We start from the raw sequence: 18,261 nt of genomic DNA on the forward strand, positions 1-18,261 counted from the left end.
GAATCTTCATCGCCGGCTGCCCTTTGTACAATCGTTTTACTCGGCCATTGTATGGACGGCGACGCTTGTCCGGTCACGGCTTATCGGCAAAATAACCTCATAAAGCGGAACTGGGCTTTTGAGGCTGCGGTGCTCCCGCGAAAGAAAGCCGGAGTCTTGGCCGGCCCTGAAATGATTGGATAGTCCATTATTTTAAGCATGTAAATCTATGGCTTCTCCCCTCCCTGTTTTGTAAGCTTACAGATAGAATCGGTATCGAAACTTGTATGCTGCAACAAAACAAGGGGGAGAGCGGTCTGGAGAGAAAACATATTGTATGGAAACACGTGATCGATTACCGCTATTCGTACTTGATCGGTTTTGCATTATTGTCCATATCGAGTGTGATGCAGCTCGTTATTCCGACCTTGCTCGGAACGTTTACGGACCGGCTTGAGATGTCGCTGCTGACGTATAAGGAAGCGCTGCAAATCGCGCTGTGGATGCTGCTGGCGGGTCTCGGCATCGCCATATTCCGCTCCAGCTCGCGGATCTTTTTATTTCGGCTGTCGCGGCTGCTAGACCGGCAAATTCGCGACGATCTGTTCCGGCACTGGGAGACGTTATCGACCCAGTATTTCAAAAGCCGCCGCGTCGGCGACCTTATGTCCCATGCGATCAGCGACGTTAGCGTCATTCGCGAGGTGACCCAGGGCGGTATTTTCAATATTTTGGAGGCGGTTGTGCTCATTACGCTGACCGTCGTTACGATGGTTACGACTGTCGATCCGCTGCTGACGCTGCTTACCTTGCTGCCGCTGCCGCTGCTGACGATATTGTCGTACCGGTTCAGAAGCCGCATTCAGCGCGAATCGGTCGACGTTCAGGAAGCGATCGGCAGCTTGACGAGCCGGGTTCAGGAGTTCGTCGCGGGCATCCGGGTCGTCATGTCGTTTCGTCAGGAGAAGGAGCAAATCCGTCTGTTTGGCGAAGACAACCATCATGCGGTGGCGATGAACCGCAAGCTGGTCAAATCGAACTCGCTGTTCGGCGCGCTCAGCTCGGCGGTCGTGGGGTTCAGCTTTCTCGTCTCCGTTGTGCTTGGCGGCATTATGGTGCTGCACGGCCGGATTACGCTCGGCGAATTCGTCGCCTTCAACTCGTTTCTGTCGCTGCTAATGGGCCCGATCGACAATCTCGGCAAAGTCGTAAGCACGATGCAGCGCGGCAAAGCTTCGGAAAAACGGCTGCTTGCCATTCTGAACACCCGCCCGGATGTGGCCGACGATTCGAACGCCGACTTCTCTATTGAGAGCCTCGATGGCGCCATCGAGGTTCGCGGACTTTCGTTCAGCTATCCGGAGGCCAGCGAGCCTGCGCTGCGGAACATTTCGCTTACCGTTCCGAAAGGGACGTCCCTCGCCATCGTCGGCAAAGTCGGCAGCGGCAAAAGCACGCTCGTCCATCTGCTCGTCCGGCTGTACAATCCGCCGAGAGGTACGGTGCTGCTGGACGGCCGCGACATTAACGAAATTCCGCTGCATGTGCTGCGCAGCCATATCGGTATCGTGCCGCAGGACCAGTTTCTGTTCTCCACGACGATCCGCGACAATATCGGCTTCGACCCGAAGCCATACGGAGACGAGGAGATCGAGCAGGCGGCGAAGGTGGCGCAAGTGTACGACAACATCGCGGAGTTTCCGCATCAGTTCCAGACGGCGCTCGGCGAGAGGGGCATTTCGCTGTCCGGCGGCCAGCGCCAGCGCGTGAGCATCGCCAGGGCGATCATCAAGAAACCGTCGATTCTCATCTTCGACGACAGCTTGTCGGCCGTCGATACGGAGACGGAGGACCGTATTCTCGAGGGGCTAAACAGCGTCATGGAAAGCCGGACGACGATTATTATCGGGCACCGGATCTCCTCAGTGCAGTCGGCCGATCAAATCGTCGTGCTCGAGGAGGGCGAGATCGCCGAACGGGGAACGCACGAGTCGCTGCTGGCTCTTGGCGGCCTGTATGCGGATCTGTACCATAAGCAACTGCTGGACGAGGCGGTCCGGGGGCAGGAGAGCGAGTGGGAAGGCGATAAGGTAGCGAATACAGTACCGGGTACGCCCCGGGCTTCGCAGAACTTGGGCGTGGCGACGGGAGGTAGAGCGGGATGAGTATACACGCGGAAAAAGCGGTTGATATGAAGGATCGACTGCTGCTGAAAAAAATGCTGGCCTACGCGGTGCCGCACTGGAAAATGATCACGTTGTGCATCGCACTCGCCTTCCTGATCGTAGCTTCCGATCTGGCCCGCCCCTATCTGATCAAGGTGGCGATCGACGACCATATCGGCGGGCTGCACAAGCCGATGTACGCCGCAGAGGCGGCGCAAGCCGAGGAACTCAAGCGGTACGGGAAACCGATCGTCGTCGGCGACAAGGCTTACGTCCGGGTGGACGCGGACTCGGACGCGGCTGCAACGGGTGCGGAAGGCAGCTCGGTCACAAAAAAACGCATCGTCGAGGCGGACGGCGTAACGTATTTGGCCGAAGGCTGGCCCGATCCGGCGGAGAAGCCGGAGGTGCGCCAGTCCGCGGCGGGGCCGGAGCTGGTCGCCGGAGACCAGACGTTCCGCGCTGTGGCGCTGGACGAAGCGGATGTGCTGAAATTCCGCTCGCACGATACGAGCGGACTGCTTACGCTTGGCCTCTTTTTCCTGGCGGCCGTGTTCGGGGGAGCGGTGCTGAACTATGTGCAATCCAATCTGCTGCAATATACGGGACAGCATATCATTTACCGCATCCGCAACCAGCTGTTCGAGCATTTGAGCAAAATGTCTTCTTCGTTTTTCGACCGCAATCCGGTTGGACGTCTCGTCGTCCGCGTCACTCAGGATACGGAGACGCTCAATCAGCTGTATACGCAAGTGATCGTCAATCTGGTCAAAGACGTTATCGTGCTGCTCGGCATCCTGATCATCATGATGCAGATGAGCCTCAAGCTGACGGCGCTTATGATTGTGATCATCCCTCTGCTGTTCGGCATGACGTTCTGGTACCGCAGCGTCATCCGCGAAGCGCAGCGCAAAGTGCGGCTGCTGCTCGCCAGACTGAACTCGTTTCTGTCGGAAAATTTGTCCGGCATTCGCATTACGCAGCTGTTCACGCGGGAGGAACGCCAGCTCGAGCAGTTCCGGGAACTTAATAACGAGCATTTCAAGGTCGGGCTGCGCGGCGTCATCGTCAACTCGATCTTCCAGCCGGCGATCGGCTTCCTAGGCAATATGGCGATTGCGCTGCTCATCTGGTACGGCGGAGCGTCGGTGCTGGACGGAGCGATTACGTTCGGGATCGTGTACGCGTTCACGCATTACGTACGGCAGTTTTTCAACCCGCTCATGAGTCTCGCCGAGAAGTATAACCAGATTCAGACGGCGATGGTCGGGGCGGAGCGTATTTTCGAAATGCTGGACGAGAAGCCCGCCATCGTCGACAGCCCTTCTCCGAAAAAGCTGCCGAAGACGGTGCGGGGCGAAATCGAGTTCGACCATGTATGGTTCGCCTATAACGAAGAAGAATGGGTACTGCGGGACGTTTCGTTCAAAATCGAGCCCGGCCAAACAATCGCCTTCGTCGGCGCGACCGGAGCGGGCAAAAGCTCGATCATCTCGCTGATCAACCGGTTTTATGAAATTCAGAAAGGCGCGATCCGGCTCGACGGCATCGACATCCGCGACATTCCGCTGGAGCAACTGCGCAAAGCGGTCAGTGTCGTGCAGCAGGACGTGTTTCTGTTCGGCGGGGATATTGCCTCGAATATCCGGCTGAACGAATCGTCGATCACCGACGAGCAGGTGCAGGAAGCGGCCCGGATGGTGCATATGGACGAATTTATCCGCAAGCAGCCGCTCGGCTTTGCGACTCCGCTCGGCGAGCGGGGCGTGAACTTGTCGCTCGGTCAGCGGCAGCTGCTGTCGTTTGCGCGGGCGATCGTGTTCCGGCCGCAAATTCTCATTCTTGACGAGGCGACGTCCAATATCGATACGGAGACGGAGCTAGTCGTGCAGGATGCGCTGCGGACGATCTCCCGAAACCGGACGACGCTGATCGTGGCGCACCGTCTGTCGACGATTCAGCACGCGGATCAAATAATCGTCATGCACAAAGGCAAAGTGCGCGAGATCGGCAACCATTACCAGCTTCTGGCGCTGAAGGGGTACTACTACAAGCTGTTCGAGCTGCAGTACAAGGAACGGCGGCAGATGCCGGACGCGCGGTAGGCGGGGATGTGTCGGCGGCTTGCATTTTCACTGAACGTGCGGCGAAGCTAAATCGGCTTCAGTCCGCACTTTCGGCCAAATTGCCGAGATAATAATCCGTAAGCAGCGCGATTTCCGTATCGAATGTGCCCCAGCGCAGCGCATACATCCCGCGTTTTCCTTGATAAGTAAACGCGCGGTTGATGCCGTTCTCATTGCGTTTTTCCGCGAATACTTCAATTCCGCGCTTGCGGAGGTTGTCCGTCAGCCGCTGCATATCGGAGCGAATGCGGGCGATGGTCCGAACCGCCAGCGCACGGTACGAAGTCAGATTGGGGTTGCTCTCAAATAAAACCAGGTCCGATTCGAAAGCGGATAACACAACCGGAAGTACGATGAGATTCCGGAGCAGATGCATATCTTCCTGCGACATGGCGGCGCGTTCGGCCAGATGGACGGACAATCGGAAACACCTCCGTTTGGGGAAAATAATATATGGGAACATTTGTTCTTATTATATGAAAAATTATGCAAAAACGCAATATAAAACGATCCCGTTCGATAATGGCTACAATCATTTTTTCCCTATGAAACACGGCTGCATGATTTATAATGGGCGGGTGGAAGAGAACCGATTGCAATTACGGAGGATGCGTAATGCCAAAAGAGATTGTCGCTTATGAGGAAAAGGTTCACGACCGGCTGGTAGAAGTTTGGTATCGGGCTGTGGTCGCGACCCATACGTTTTTGACGGTAGAGGATATCCGGTTTTACCGCGGTATCGTTCAACAGGAAGCTTTGAACCAAGCTGAAGTTTGGATCGCTCTGGACGAAGCCGGAGAACCGGCTGGGTTTATCGGTCTGGACGGAGCGAAGATTGAAATGCTGTTCGTTGACCCGGATCACCACGGACAAGGTATAGGCAGCGGCTTGATCCGCTACGCCGAGAGCCTGAAGGGCGGCCATCTCCAGGTTGATGTGAACGAGCAAAATGAGGGAGCGTGCGCGTTCTACAAGCGGTACGGTTTTACGGTAACGGGGCGTTCGGAGCTGGACGGATCGGGACGGCCGTTTCCGCTGCTGCATCTTGAGCTTGTCCGGTAAGACGAAGCAGCACTCCTCAACCTGTCAATTGAAGAAGCCCGCATTGTCAATTGGGACAATACGGGCTTCTTCGCGCTATCACCGTTCGCTGCTGCGCACGAAGGACAGTACGATATCGTGCGGATAATCGCCAAAACCGGCGCCGAACAAGTTCAGCCCGCCCTTGTTCGCGGCGCTCTCGCTGACTTCAAAGCGGACGCGGATCGGCTGAAGGTAATGGAGGCCGAGTTGGTGAATCGTCGTCCCGCTTCCCGGCGCGCCGTTTATAAAGCTGCCTTCCTTCGTGACCTTCCACTCGGTGAGCGATCCGTACTCGGTTCCGTGGAACCAGCGTTCCGGCGTCAGCTTGCCTTTGCGGTCGCCGAAGTCGCCCGGGCTTGTCCAGGTGCCGACGTGCAGGTCGTTCATATAAACCGATATGTCGGAAGGCCAGTCCATACGGAAGCTGTGCACTTCCGAGCAAAGCTCGGCCTTGAGCCGCAGCTCCTCAAGCGGCACGCCGGGCGGGATCGGGTTGGCGAAATAATACTCGACGCTGCCGGCTCCCGAAAACCAAAGCAGCGATGCCTCTGTTCGCTCCGGCATGTAGAAGACGCGCGGATCGTCGATCGATCCGATCTGCGAGCCGTCCTTGCTTGCCATGCCGCAAGGAGGCTGGACCCGGCAGCCGGAAAACATGCCGATCGGCATGTGGATGTCCTCCATCCGGTGCAGTCCGTCCCCCGGCTTCACCGGCAGCTCGATCATAATCGACCTGCATGTAACGGAGCATAGTTTCTCGCGGTTTGCGCCGGGGGTGGAGGCGATCAGCCCGGCCTGCTCCAGCATTTGTACATTGATCGTAATGGTAGGCTGGGCGACCCCCAGAGCCTCCGCGAGCTGGCCTACGCTCATCGACCTGTCGCCAAGCGTTTCCAGAATACGAACACGGAGATCGCCGGACAGCGCCTTCGCCACTTCGGTTATGCGCGTCGCGGGATACCGGACCAGCTCTTGTTTGAATTCGCTCATCGGATTCTCCCTTGTTCGATAGATGTTTAGCACCAGTGTACACCCAATTTTCAACATTGTAAAACAATAATGTTTATATAAAAAATAAAATATTATAAATTCGTAATATACATTGAAAAATAATTATACATGAAGTAGAATGGGGGTGAAAACGAGGAAAGGTCGTGTTTATCCGATGTTAACTGCTATCCAAACGAACGGCGAGACGCTCGTTCCCCGCCCGGAATATCCGCGGCCCGACTGGGAGAGAGCGGACTGGCACAGCTTGAACGGGACCTGGTCGTTCCGCTTCGAGCCGGCGGGTACCGAGAAGCTGCCGCACGATCAGGACGAAGCCACTTACGACGAGCACATCGTCGTCCCGTTCTCGTGGTCGAGTCCGTTATCCGGCATCGAGCGTAAGGAGAAAGGCGCCGGCTGGTACCGCCGCATCGTGCGTTGGTCGCCTGCCGAGATCGGCTCCCGGCTGTTTCTGCGCTTCGGGGCGGTCGATTACTCGTGCGAGGTATGGATCAACGACCGCTTTGCCGGGGCGCACACCGGAGGTTACGGAGCTTTCGAGTTCGATGTGACCGATCTTTGGCGGCCGGACGGGGATAACGTCATCGTTCTCCGCGCGGAAGATAGCGACGACAGCCGTCAAACCCGGGGCAAGCAAGGATACGGCGAGCTTCGCGGCATTTGGCAGCCGGTATGGCTGGAAGCCCGGCCGCAAAACTATGTGGCGGCGGCCCGGTTCGTCACCCGCATCGACGGGCGCATCGAAGTAACCGCATCGATCCGGGCCCATCAGACCGGCAAGGCGGCGCTCGAATTCGAGTTTGGCGGCGGCGCGGTGCGCCATCTGACCGAGCTGGAGTTGACGAGCGGCGATAACGAGGTCGCGGTGGTTTTTTCCGTCCATGATCCGAAGCTGTGGAGTCCCGAAAGCCCGTATTTGTATGAAGGACACGTTCGGCTCGCGAGCGCTTGCGGCGTAGATACCGTCGCCACGTACTTCGGCATTCGCGAGATCGGAACGGCGCGGTTCGGGGAGCGGAACTACCGCTGGATTACGCTGAACGGCAAACCGATCTATTTGAACGGCGCGCTCGATCAGTCGTACAACGCGACCGGCTACTTCACGTATCCGACCGACGCAGATATGCGGGACGATATTTATTTGATGAAGCGTCTCGGGCTGAACTTTTGCCGCATGCATATCAAGCTGGAGGAGCCGCGCAAGCTGTACTGGGCCGACAAGCTCGGTCTGATGGTCATGCAGGATATGCCCTGCTTCTGGGGCAACCCGGACGATACGGCGCGGGCGCAGTACGAAGCGGAAGCGAAAGAGATGTTCGAGCGCGACATCAACCATCCTTCGATTTTTTCATGGGTCATGTTCAACGAGACTTGGGGGCTCAAGACGGACGATATGGCTTCCGACCGGACTCGGGACTGGATTCCGGCGAAGCAATATTTGCCGGAGACGCAGAAGTGGGTATTGGACGTATACAGATGGGCGAAGCGGATGGACCCGACCCGGCTCGTGGAAGACAATTCGCCGTGCAATTGGGACCATGTCGAGTCCGATCTGAACACGTGGCATTTTTACAAAAACGGCTACGAGGAAGTCAGGAGCCATATTGCCAAAGTCGTAGACGAAACGTATCCCGGCTCGCCATTTAACTACTGCGAAGGTTATGTCCAGTCCGACGCTCCGCTGATGAACAGCGAATGCGGCAACGTCTGGGGCATCGAGGGCGGAGCCGGAGACAGCGACCTCGCCTGGCATTACCGCTACATGATGAACGAGTTCAGGCGTCACGACAAGCTGTGCGGTTTTGTCTTTACCGAGTTCCGCGACGTGATCAACGAGTTTAACGGCTACTATCGTCTGAACGGGGAAGACAAACTATTCGGTTACGAATCGTTCGTACCCGGGATGACGCTGGCCGATCTGCATGCCCAGGATTTTATCGTGATCGACGCTCCCCCGTGCGTTACGGCCGATGCGGGCACCGTCGTCGAGACGAAGCTGCTGCGTTCGAGCTTCTCGGACTGCCACTTCGGGAAGAAGCTTCGGCTCGACTGGGAGCTGTCATACGACAACCTCGGCACCCGGCACGTTGCGGAGAGGGGGAGCAGGGAGCTTGACTGGGACGGTTACGGCGTTTCGCCGCTCGCTCCACTATCGGTGAGGCTGCCCGATCAGGACGCCGTTGCTGTGCTCGCGATCCGTCTGCTGACTGAAGGCGGCGAAGTCGTTTCGCGCAACTTCACGACATTTGACGTGCGCAGCGGCAAGCCGGGAGGCGCTTACGAGGCGTCTGGGCATATTGCAAGCGTACCGGTAAGCGGCTTTACAGCCCACACGTTCCCGCACCAGTGGAATGCTCTCCGCGGCCATAAAACAAACGGAGGCCCGGAAGGCGAGTTCGAGTTCGAGGTTGCGCTGCCGGATCGGGAGCAGCTGCCGCTGTTAAACGGCATCGAGATCCTATTCGAAGCGGGCGCCAAGCGGCTTCTGCTGCGCAATACCGAGAAGGGCGAGACTTATGTCAAATCGGAAATATCGTTCATGCACGGCGCGGATGCGAACACCGAACGCAATCCGAACACGTACTACATGACCGATGAGCAGCGGCACGAATCGCGTGTTCGGGTCCTGATCGACGGCGAGGAGATCGGGGCGTTCATTCTTCCCGACGACCCGGCCGACAGCCGGGGCGTGCTCTCTTGGCACTATCAGCAAGCGGCGAACAAACTGGAGGAGGCCGGATCGTACGGATATTTGTGCAAAACGGCCGTTCCCGGCCGGATCGTCTCCCGGCTGGATGCGAGCCGGAAGCTGAAGCTGACGCTGCGGGCCGGAGAAGGCGGTCTCGCCCTGTACGGCCGCAATGCAGGACGCTATCCGATCGATCTGCTCTTCCGCTGCGAATAGCGGAAGAAGGCGATGGCGACAAGGCCGCTTTCAGGATTTCACCGGCCTCAAGATTAAACAAGGAAGCGAATAGAAGTATGGCAAGATTGAAAAGTCCGTAACGCCGATCAAGCGTTGCGGACTTATTTCGGTCTTTTTGAGATGTTATTTTACATACATACTGTATGTATGTTAATATAGGTGTATCCCTTACAGAGGAGAATGCTCATATGCACATTTCCAGCTTTTATTCGGTCATTATGACGGAGCAGGTGGCGCCGAGCGCCGAATTTTACCGCCGTTATTTCGGCTTCGAGACCGTATTCGAAACCGACTGGTACGTCAGTTTGCGCTTGTCCGGGTCCGCCGACACGGCATACGAGCTGGCGCTGCTTCAGCCCGATCATCCGACCGTGCCCGCCGCTTACCGGCGTTCGGTGAACGGGCTTATTCTCAACTTTGAAGTGGAGGATGTCGACGCGGAATATGACAGGCTGATCCGGGAAGGGCAGCTTCCGCTGTTGCAGGAACTTCGGGACGAGGAGTTCGGGCAGCGGCATTTCATTACAAGCGATCCGAACGGCGTGCTGATCGATGTTATTACAATCATTCCGCCTTCCGATGCTTATAGCGAGCAGTATAAAGAGGAGCTGTGGCTCGAGGGCGAGAAAGGCTGATCGGTCGATATGAGAAGAAGCAAGGAAGAAGCGCTGGCGACGATCGGCCATTTGCTGGAAGTTGCGCGAAAGCATTTTACCGAACGCGGGTATGCGGACTCGTCGATGGAGGAGATCGTCGCGGAGGCGAATTTGACGCGGGGCGCGCTGTACCATCATTTCGGCAGCAAAAAGGGCTTGTTTCAAGCTGTTCTCGAATCGGTTCAGGCCGAGATCGGCGAGCGGGTGGAAGCCGAGGCCATCCAAAGCGACGACGCATGGGAGCAGTTGATTGCGGGCTGCCGCGCCTTTGTCGCTGCGGCTGTCGAGCCGCGGAATCGGCGGATTTTGCTGGTGGACGGTCCGGCCGTGCTCGGCTGGGAAGCTTGGCGCCGGATGGACGAGGAAAACTCGATGCGCCATTTGCGGGAGCAGCTTGGGCTCATGCAGCTCCAGGGAGTGCTGAAGCCGGTGCCGCTGGACGCCATGACCCATTTTTTGTCCGGTGCGTTGAACGAATCTGTGCTATGGATCGCGCAAAGCGAAGATGACGCCCGTCCGTTGGAAGAAACGATGACTGTTATTTCGCATTTTATGAAAGGCTTCGCTAACGAATAATATCTGCCGGGCAAGCTCGTCCGGGTAAATGTCACAAAGCCTCCCTAAGCGCTAGGGAGGCTGCTTCCCTTTTCGGCTAAAAACGCTAATCACATTTCGCAAGGTTCAACTGCCACGGTATCGGCCGCGTACAACCGGGATTATGCGCGACCGCCGCACCTTAGGAATATTGTTCCTGGATACGGGAAACGTATAACCGAATATCTGCATGGAAATGGGGTGCCGTATGAGTTGGCCATTATGGTTTATGGAAAGAGTCGTCATTTTGTTGTACGCCAGTCTTGCGTTTCTGGTTATCAAGGTGCGGGGAAAGATGCTTCATTACCGGCCAAAGCATGTTCGGCTTGATCGCGCTGATCTGAAAGCCGAGGTGATCTTGTGAGCGAAAAAAGCCGCTATCCATCCTACAATGTGCTGGACGAGCGCGACGAATGGGACGAGTTTACTCGGTCGATCGTCGTTTCGCGGCTCGGCCCGGCCGAACCGTACGGGTATCTCACTCTGGTGGAAGCGGAAATGCTCCGCGCCGTCTGTGCTTCGCTTGTGTACGACGACAAACCGGAAGTGATCGACTATGTCGTACGCCATATTGACGAGACGCTGGTGAAGTCCCGGTTGACCGGCGAAGGTCAGCGGGAAGTAGGAGTGCCACCGGCTCCGGAGCTGATCCGCCAAGGGCTGAAAGCGATCGAGCAAAGCGTGCTGCTGCTCCGGCAGGCGTCGTTCATGAGCCTAAGCGAAGCGGATCGTGCAGGATTGCTGCGTCAGATGAGCAACTCGGCCGCGGAGCCGCCGGAGCTATGGGCCTCTTTGCCGCAGAGGCAGCTGTTTCAGAAGTTGTGCAGTCTTACGATCGAGGCGTACTGCTCCCATCCCGCCATCTGGTCGGAGATCGGCTATGGCGGCCCGGCATATCCGCGCGGTTATGTGCGCACGCAGCTTGGGCAATTGGATCCGTGGGAGGCGAAGCCGGAATGATTATCGTGTAAAATTTAAAAATAGGGTAGATAAATATGTCGTGCCGATATATATTGTATATATCGGCACGACATATTTTAATGAAAGGGGATGTGCGCGCTTGTACGAATTGTTTGTGCTCGGCGAGCTGATGACAGGCGATAAGCACGGCTATATGCTTCAGGACGTGCTGAAGCATTCGATCGGCCTCGTGAGAAAGATCAGCTCGGGTACGCTGTATCCGCTTCTCTCCCGTTTGACCGACAGCGGGCGGATTCGCCTGTTTGTTGAGGAGGAGACGCCGGGCGGGCGCACGCGGAAAATTTATCAGATTACGGAAGCGGGGCGGGAACGTTTCCGGGAGCTGATGGAGCAGCCTTTGGAGCCGGGAGCGGAAGGGGAGACGGAGTTTGTTTTCCGTTTCAAGATGGTGTACTTCCAGTACGTCGCCAAGGACGTGCGGCTTGCTTGTCTGGAGCAATATTTGCGCATTCTGGAGACGAACTACGGGCATGTGACCGACTTCGAATCGTATTTGCGCAACCGGAAGCCGGAGCCCGAGAAGCAGCGCGTCCAGCTGCTGCGCGTCTTCGATCATCGCAAGCGGCTGGCGGAAACGGATATCCGCTGGGTTACGGAGGAGATTGAACGCATCCGCACGCAGGAGCAGTGAATCGAGATCGGGGCAGGCACCATGCTTGCCATAGGGAGGGGAAACGGATGGAGCGTCTGTGGACAAAGCCGTTTATACAGATGACGCTGGCGATGCTGATTTTGTTTACGGGCTTTTATTTGCTGCTGCCCACCATGCCGCTATTTATCAAGCAGCTTGGCGGCAGCGAGGCGCAGGTCGGGCTGGCGGCGGGAGCGTTTACGCTGACCGCGGTCGTTTTCCGGCCGCTTGTCGGGGGGCTGCTCGACAAGTACGGCCGAAAGCCGTTTATGATCTGGGGGCTCGTTTTGTTTGTCGTCTCGATGTATTTGTACGACTGGGTAGGCGCCATCTGGCTGCTGATCGCTTTGCGGATTATGCACGGGGCGGGTTGGGCGTTCTCCACGACGGCCGTCAGCACATCGGTTGCGGATCTGATTCCGGCCGCCCGCCGGGGGGAAGGGATGGGCTGGTTCGGCATGGCGATGACGGTTGCGATGGCGATCGGTCCAATGGTAGGCCTCTCGGTCGTGCAGAACGGTTCGTTCCACAGCTTGTTTTTGCTTGCAACGGGTTTATCCGCAGCGGCGTTCCTGCTTGCGGCGACGACGAACATTCCGTTTCGGCGTAAAACGGAGACAAGCCGTATGCAACTATTCGATAAATCGGTATTGCCCGTCACCTCGGCGCTTTTTTTTCTGGCTGTGGCATATGGCGGCATTACGACGTTTCTGCCGCTGTTTGCGGAGTCGATCCGGGTTAACTCGGGCACGTTTTTTTTGGTCTATGCGTTATCGCTCACATTGGCAAGGCCGCTAGCCGGTAAGCTGTCGGACCGTTTCGGCGAAGGCGTCGTGATCGTACCGGCACTGCTCGTCACGGTCGCCGCGCTGCTGGTGCTCGGTTTCTCGAGCGGACTTGGGGGCGTGCTGACCGCCGCCGTCCTGTACGGACTCGGTTTCGGATCGGCGCAGCCGGCTATGCAAGCGGCCAATCTGCGGCTCGTTGCTCCGGACAAAAGGGGCGTAGCCACCGCCTCGTTTCTGACTGCGTTCGATCTTGGCATCGGACTCGGCGCGATCGTTCTCGGCTGGGTAACTATGTATGCGAGCTATGAAGTGCTGTTTGTCGTCTGCGCAGGGTCCGTGGCGGTATCGGCGTTAGTATTCACGGCGTTCGCCAGACGAAAGCTGGCGGAAAGGAAGGCTGCGGCGAGTTGATGTCCAGGGCGTCGGCGCTGCATGTATGTTAGCTCTCGCCGGGCAGTGGAACGAAACAGTCGGGAGCGTAATTGCGGCGGGCTGCCGCATGGGGAAAGGCATCACGGCTCCCGCCGGGCGACGAAAGCGGAGGGCGACAGGCCGGTTAATTTCTTGAACGTTTTGTAAAAATACGACGTATCGTAGAAGCCGAGGTAGTCGGCAATTTCGGTTATCGTAAAATCGGTGCCGACGAGCAGATTGCGCGCTTCCGCAATGCGCAGCTGTTGCATATATTTGACCGGCGTTTGGCCGGTCACCTCCTTGAACAGCGATATCGCGTAGTTGGGGGAGCGCTGAATGAGCTGGGCCATCTCTCCCACATTCAGCGGCTCGCGGTAATGCTCGCGAATATGACGCTGCATTTTTTCCGCCAGCATCCATTTGGTCGGAGAGATGTCGGTCATCTCCGTCGCACGGCTGGCGATGCCGGCGAGCTCCTGCAAAATGCCGGAGGCGATGAAAGGGTACATCGGCTTTTCTTCCTGCCATTCGCGATGCAGCGCCTCGAACCGTTTGGCGACATAATCGATGTTGCTGATGCGCTTCTTCGTAAAGACGTTGTTGTCGAACAGCGGGACGACGCCTGGCGGGCACGAATGGTGGAACAGGGCCGAATATTTGCGGTGGGGAACGGGCTCGCCGTTTTCCGCGCTGCGCACGGTGCCGATCGGAATGTAGAGCAGATCGCCCTTCTCCGCGCCGATGTCTTCGTGGTTGATGCGGTAGGCCACTTTGCCTTGAACGACTAGAACGAGGATATGCTGGCCGACGGTCACCGAAGGCATTCGCCAGTTCGGGATGCTATCGTCGTAATAGGCGGAATGGAGTGTAAGCACGAGACACCGTTCCTTTCGGTCCGTTTTTTCCATCGTACCACGGCGTTCCGCTATTACCAAGTGATTTTGTACATTAAATCGGAGTATTGTACATAGTGGGCCGAAGTCCTCTTCCGCTATACTGATGAAGATAGGTTAGACTGGGAGGAGAGCTGAACAGATGTCCACGTATAGCGGAAAACGCCCCAACATCGTATTCATCATGAGCGACGACCACGCCGCCCATGCGATGAGCTGCTACGGCAGCCGGATCAACCAGACGCCGAACATCGACCGCATCGCCGACGGGGGAATGCGTTTCGACAATTGCTTTTGCACGAACTCCATCTGCGCTCCGAGCCGGGCGACGATTCTGACCGGCGTTTACAATCATATGAACGGCGTCCGTACGCTGTCCGACCGGTTCGACGGCAGCCAGACGACGATGCCGAAGCTGCTGCGGGAAGATGGCTACCAGACCGCGATCGTCGGCAAGTGGCATCTCGGGCACGGCGGGGAAAGCGATCCGACCGGCTTCGACTATTGGGACATCCTGCCGGGACAGGGCGATTACCACAATCCGACATTTATCCGCGGCGGCGAAAAGCGGGTGGTGAACGGTTATGCGACCGACATCATCACGGATTTGTCGATCGACTGGATGCGGCGGCGGGACAAGGATCGGCCGTTCTTCCTCATGTGCCACCACAAAGCTCCGCACCGGCCTTGGATTCCGGACGAGAAGCACGCCCATCTGTACGAGGATGTCGACATTCCCGAGCCGGAAACGTTTGACGACGATTATTCGAACCGGGCGAGCGCGGCCGCCGCGGCGGAGATGCGCATCGACCGGGACCTGACGCGCAAAGATTTGAAGATGGATCCGCCGGAGCATCTGAGCGGCGCCGAGCTGAAGCGCTGGAAATACCAGCGTTATATCAAAGATTATTTGCGCTGCATCGCTTCGGTGGACGACAACGTCGGCCGGCTGCTCGATTTCTTGGACGAGGAGGGGCTGGAGGAAGATACGATTGTCGTGTACACATCCGATCAAGGCTTTTTCCTAGGCGATCATGGCTGGTACGATAAAAGGTTCATGTACGAGGAGTCGCTGCGGATGCCGTTTGTCATCCGTTATCCGCGGGCGATCCGCCCGGGTAGCGTCGACAAGCATATGGTGCTTAACACCGACTTCGCCCCGACGTTTCTCGATTACGCCGGCATTGAGACGCCGCAGGAGATGCAGGGCGTGAGCTTCCGCTCCATTCTGGAGGGCGGGACGCCTTCCGGCTGGCGTACGGAGATGTATTACCGGTACTGGATGCATATGTCGGAGCACAGAGTTTACGCGCATTACGGAATTCGCACGGAGCAGTACAAGCTCATTTATTATTACGCCGACGCGCTGGGTACGAACGGCTCGGAGGACAATCCACAGCCGCCGGAGTGGGAACTGTTCGATCTGAAGAAAGATCCGCACGAAATGCTGAACGTGTACGACGATCCGGACTATGCCCGCATTGTGGAGCTGCTTACGGACCGGCTGCACGAGCTGCAGGCGGAAGTAAAGGACGAGAAATACGAGCCGGCGGGAGCCGTTTCGTAAATACGTAGGGATTGTGCTGGCCGGAACCGGGGAGATGTGCCTGATTCCGGTTCTTTTTTTTGCCCGTATTGCGGAGGCCCCGAGAGTCCGGCCCCGAAGATCGCGATGATTTTGTACCTGAAATCGGAGAAATGTACATGGTAGGCCGTGAGCTGTTTTCTATATAATCAGACTTGTATTCGCTTTCAAAACAAAGGATGAATCCAATGGGGCCATTACATGTCGGGAGGGTACGAGGATGGGAAAAAGGGGAATGCTGATCGCACTTTCCGCCGCATGGCTTGCGATCGCGGCTGCCGGCTGCGGCAAAACCGCCGGCACGCCGCAGGAGGAAGTCAAGGCGGCAAGCGGCTATAACAACGAGCCGGTCAAGCTGACGATTTACGATTACCAGGCGGGCATTAACGACCGCGAGCTGCAAACGCATATCGTCAAGCCGATCCAGGCGAAATATCCGAACATTACGTTCGAGCTGCTGAACGCGAAGTCGCCGGAAGATTTGGCCGCGTCCGGGATCGTCCCGGATTTGGTGACGACGAGCAACGTATACGTGAAATACTTGCTCGACCTCGGCTTCGGCGAAGATTTGCAGTCGAGGGTGAAGACGAGCGGCTTGAATCTGGGCAAGCTGGAGCCCGAGGTGTGGAACGAGCTGAAGAAATTCGGGCCGAAGGGTGAGCTGTACGGGCTGCCTCTGTCGATGAACTATGGCGTCATGCTGTATAACAAAGAAATTTTCGACAAGCTCGGGGTCGCGTATCCGAAGGACGGCATGACCTGGACCCAAACGCTCGAGCTGGCGAAGAAAGTAACCCGAACGGAAGGCGGCGTCCGTTATATAGGCGTTTCGATGGGCGCTCCGCAAGGGCTGCTCCGTCAATATTCGCTGCCGGTCGTCGACGAGAAACAGGAGAAGTCGATTATTGCCCAGACGGAAGGGTACAAGACGATTTTCTCGCTGCTCCGCCAGCTGTACGATATGAACGGCTATCTTGGACCGAATAAGGAATTCGGGTACGGCTTTAATGAGTTTATTAAGGATCAGACGCTGGCGATGAACCCGAACTGGATTGCCGCCGTTACTGATTCGCTCGCACAGCTCGAGAAGGACGGCAAAACGTTCAAATGGGACATGGTCTCGTACCCGGCGTTCGACGACAAGCCGAAGCTGGGGAGGCAGGTCGACTTCCACCTGTTCATGATCCCGCCCGCGTCGAAAAACAAAAACGCTGCCTTCGAGGCTGTCAGGACGCTGCTGACCGACGAGGCGCAAACGGCGATGAACAAAGCCGGCCGGATGACGGTGCTGAAAGAGCCGGAGCTGAAAAAGAACTACGCCGCCGATCTGAAAATTTACGCAAACAAAAATTTGGAGGGCATCTTCAAGGCGACCCCGGCGCCTGCGCCGACAAGCACGAATTACGATACAAAAATTTACTCGTTCCTTCAGGAGTCGAACAAGGAAATGGCGCAAAACGGCATGGACCTCAACACCGCGCTGCGCGTCGCCGACGAGAAAGCGAACAAGTACATTCAGGAGATGAAACAGCAGGGCAAGTAAGCCGTTTGAACGGAAAAGCGCTGAGCCTCCGGCCAGCCGCAAACGATTAAGGCGCATCCGCATTGAAATGACGGACGCGCCTTTTTTCGCTGCGTTGTGGAAGCATCAGGGGCGTCAAACTAAAGCTAGTGACCGCCTATTTCTCAAATAGTCTGTACAAAGAAACGGTTCTTTTCTGTTCGCCGCAGCCCTGCAATGAAAACTCGGTGTACGGAATATCGCCCAATACGTCATGCGAACTTTCTAGCGAACTGCAAGCTGATTCTCGTACAGGATCTCCGCCGAATTTGTCGCGCGTGGCATCTACAACGTATTTAAATTTACCGCTGTCGTACGAAACGGTCTGAATAATAGGGTCGCCTTCCGGGGTGTATCTGACGATCCGTATCCAGTCCTTAACGTTTGCCTTCACGTTTTTGATGAAATTAGCCAACTGCTCCTCGTTATAGGCTAACTTTTGGGAAACGTACACGATATCTCCGTTTAAACGAGCCAGCTCTCTGGGATATTCTTGAGGCAGCTCCATGAAGGGAGCGTTAATGGATATGATTCTTTCTTGCTCCTCCGTATAATAAACTTTTGAAAGCAAAGACTCGGCAATGAACCTGATCGGAACATAAGCGGAGCCTTTATAGTTTAAGACGGTATACTCGGAGTCTAATGTTTTAGGCGCCCCGTTTATGAGGAATTTGACCGGGAACTGAAAAACTTCCGGCAAACTGGATGCTTCCAGGCGAGTAAACGAAAACAGAACGGCGCCAACTAGGGCGTGTATTCAAACTATCAAAAGGCCCTATAATTTGGTAAACTTCTCACATGAGAAGAAGATACGAGATACGTGACGATCAATGGGAAAAACTGAAAAACCTCTTGCCACTAGAACGGA

At 56.5% G+C, this 18,261-nt stretch carries 16 protein-coding genes; 12 read left to right on the forward strand and 4 right to left on the reverse strand.

What is annotated here, in order from left to right; all coding sequences use genetic code 11:
- The first annotated feature begins 266 nt into the window (after window positions 1-266).
- Together D7M11_RS34715 and D7M11_RS34720 are read left to right on the forward strand one after the other, a co-directional pair.
- Complete coding sequence (locus tag D7M11_RS34715; protein ID WP_240041439.1) at window positions 267-2,144, forward strand: ABC transporter ATP-binding protein; 1,878 nt, start codon at window positions 267-269, stop codon at window positions 2,142-2,144.
- A complete protein-coding gene (locus tag D7M11_RS34720) occupies window positions 2,141-4,249 on the forward strand; it encodes an ABC transporter ATP-binding protein (RefSeq protein WP_120751856.1) in 2,109 nt (702 codons plus the stop codon). The genes D7M11_RS34715 and D7M11_RS34720 overlap by 4 nt, the downstream gene beginning before the upstream one ends.
- A 58-nt stretch (window positions 4,250-4,307) precedes the next feature.
- On the opposite strand, the gene D7M11_RS34725 is transcribed toward D7M11_RS34720, so the two are convergent.
- A complete protein-coding gene (locus tag D7M11_RS34725; RefSeq protein ID WP_120751857.1) occupies window positions 4,308-4,691 on the reverse strand; it encodes a YhjD family protein in 384 nt (127 codons plus the stop codon).
- A gap of 194 nt (window positions 4,692-4,885) precedes the next feature.
- Here D7M11_RS34725 and D7M11_RS34730 point away from each other — a divergent pair, with 194 nt between their 5' ends.
- Complete coding sequence (locus D7M11_RS34730) at window positions 4,886-5,332, forward strand: acetyltransferase (protein WP_120751858.1); 447 nt, start codon at window positions 4,886-4,888, stop codon at window positions 5,330-5,332.
- Between the two features lie 78 nt (window positions 5,333-5,410).
- Here the strand turns inward: D7M11_RS34730 and D7M11_RS34735 are convergent, their stop codons facing one another.
- Window positions 5,411-6,343: an ArsR/SmtB family transcription factor gene (locus D7M11_RS34735; RefSeq protein ID WP_120751859.1), complete on the reverse strand. Its 933-nt coding sequence runs from the start codon at window positions 6,341-6,343 to the stop codon at window positions 5,411-5,413.
- 175 nt (window positions 6,344-6,518) lie between these two features.
- On the opposite strand from D7M11_RS34735, the gene D7M11_RS34740 reads away from it, so the two are divergent.
- The 7 genes from D7M11_RS34740 to D7M11_RS34765 all read left to right on the forward strand — a co-directional run bounded on the left by D7M11_RS34740 (window position 6,519) and on the right by D7M11_RS34765 (window position 13,351).
- Window positions 6,519-9,269 carry a glycoside hydrolase family 2 protein gene (locus D7M11_RS34740; protein WP_120751860.1) on the forward strand — a complete coding sequence of 917 codons (2,751 nt, stop codon included), beginning with the start codon at window positions 6,519-6,521 and terminating at the stop codon, window positions 9,267-9,269.
- 209 nt (window positions 9,270-9,478) lie between these two features.
- On the forward strand, window positions 9,479-9,925 hold the full coding sequence (locus tag D7M11_RS34745; protein WP_120751861.1) for a VOC family protein: 447 nt from the start codon (window positions 9,479-9,481) through the stop codon (window positions 9,923-9,925).
- A gap of 9 nt (window positions 9,926-9,934) precedes the next feature.
- Window positions 9,935-10,522, forward strand: coding sequence for a TetR/AcrR family transcriptional regulator (locus D7M11_RS34750; RefSeq protein WP_120751862.1), 588 nt, complete (start codon window positions 9,935-9,937; stop codon window positions 10,520-10,522).
- A 226-nt stretch (window positions 10,523-10,748) separates the two neighbouring features.
- Window positions 10,749-10,904, forward strand: a complete 156-nt coding sequence (locus D7M11_RS36650; RefSeq protein WP_158606999.1) for a hypothetical protein — start codon at window positions 10,749-10,751, stop codon at window positions 10,902-10,904.
- On the forward strand, window positions 10,901-11,500 hold the full coding sequence (locus D7M11_RS34755; protein ID WP_120751863.1) for a gluconate 2-dehydrogenase subunit 3 family protein: 600 nt from the start codon (window positions 10,901-10,903) through the stop codon (window positions 11,498-11,500). The genes D7M11_RS36650 and D7M11_RS34755 overlap by 4 nt, the downstream gene beginning before the upstream one ends.
- A gap of 100 nt (window positions 11,501-11,600) precedes the next feature.
- Complete coding sequence (locus D7M11_RS34760; RefSeq protein ID WP_120751864.1) at window positions 11,601-12,152, forward strand: PadR family transcriptional regulator; 552 nt, start codon at window positions 11,601-11,603, stop codon at window positions 12,150-12,152.
- A 47-nt stretch (window positions 12,153-12,199) separates the two neighbouring features.
- Window positions 12,200-13,351 carry an MFS transporter gene (locus tag D7M11_RS34765; protein WP_120751865.1) on the forward strand — a complete coding sequence of 384 codons (1,152 nt, stop codon included), beginning with the start codon at window positions 12,200-12,202 and terminating at the stop codon, window positions 13,349-13,351.
- A 101-nt stretch (window positions 13,352-13,452) separates the two neighbouring features.
- Here D7M11_RS34765 and D7M11_RS34770 read toward each other — a convergent pair whose 3' ends face one another.
- A complete protein-coding gene (locus D7M11_RS34770) occupies window positions 13,453-14,262 on the reverse strand; it encodes a helix-turn-helix domain-containing protein (protein WP_120751866.1) in 810 nt (269 codons plus the stop codon).
- A gap of 127 nt (window positions 14,263-14,389) precedes the next feature.
- Between D7M11_RS34770 and D7M11_RS34775 the strand changes: the two genes are divergently transcribed.
- The gene (locus D7M11_RS34775; RefSeq protein ID WP_120751867.1) at window positions 14,390-15,814 is read left to right on the forward strand and encodes a sulfatase family protein; all 1,425 of its coding nucleotides are present in this window, start codon (window positions 14,390-14,392) and stop codon (window positions 15,812-15,814) included.
- 238 nt (window positions 15,815-16,052) lie between these two features.
- Window positions 16,053-17,375, forward strand: coding sequence for an ABC transporter substrate-binding protein (locus D7M11_RS34780; RefSeq protein ID WP_120751868.1), 1,323 nt, complete (start codon window positions 16,053-16,055; stop codon window positions 17,373-17,375).
- Window positions 17,376-17,511: 136 nt separating this feature from the next.
- Here D7M11_RS34780 and D7M11_RS34785 read toward each other — a convergent pair whose 3' ends face one another.
- On the reverse strand, window positions 17,512-18,093 hold the full coding sequence (locus tag D7M11_RS34785) for a DUF4362 domain-containing protein (protein WP_120751869.1): 582 nt from the start codon (window positions 18,091-18,093) through the stop codon (window positions 17,512-17,514).
- Window positions 18,094-18,261: the final 168 nt, after the last annotated feature.

This window comes from Paenibacillus ginsengarvi (assembly GCF_003626695.1).
GTDB lineage: Bacteria > Bacillota > Bacilli > Paenibacillales > NBRC-103111 > Paenibacillus_AB > Paenibacillus_AB ginsengarvi.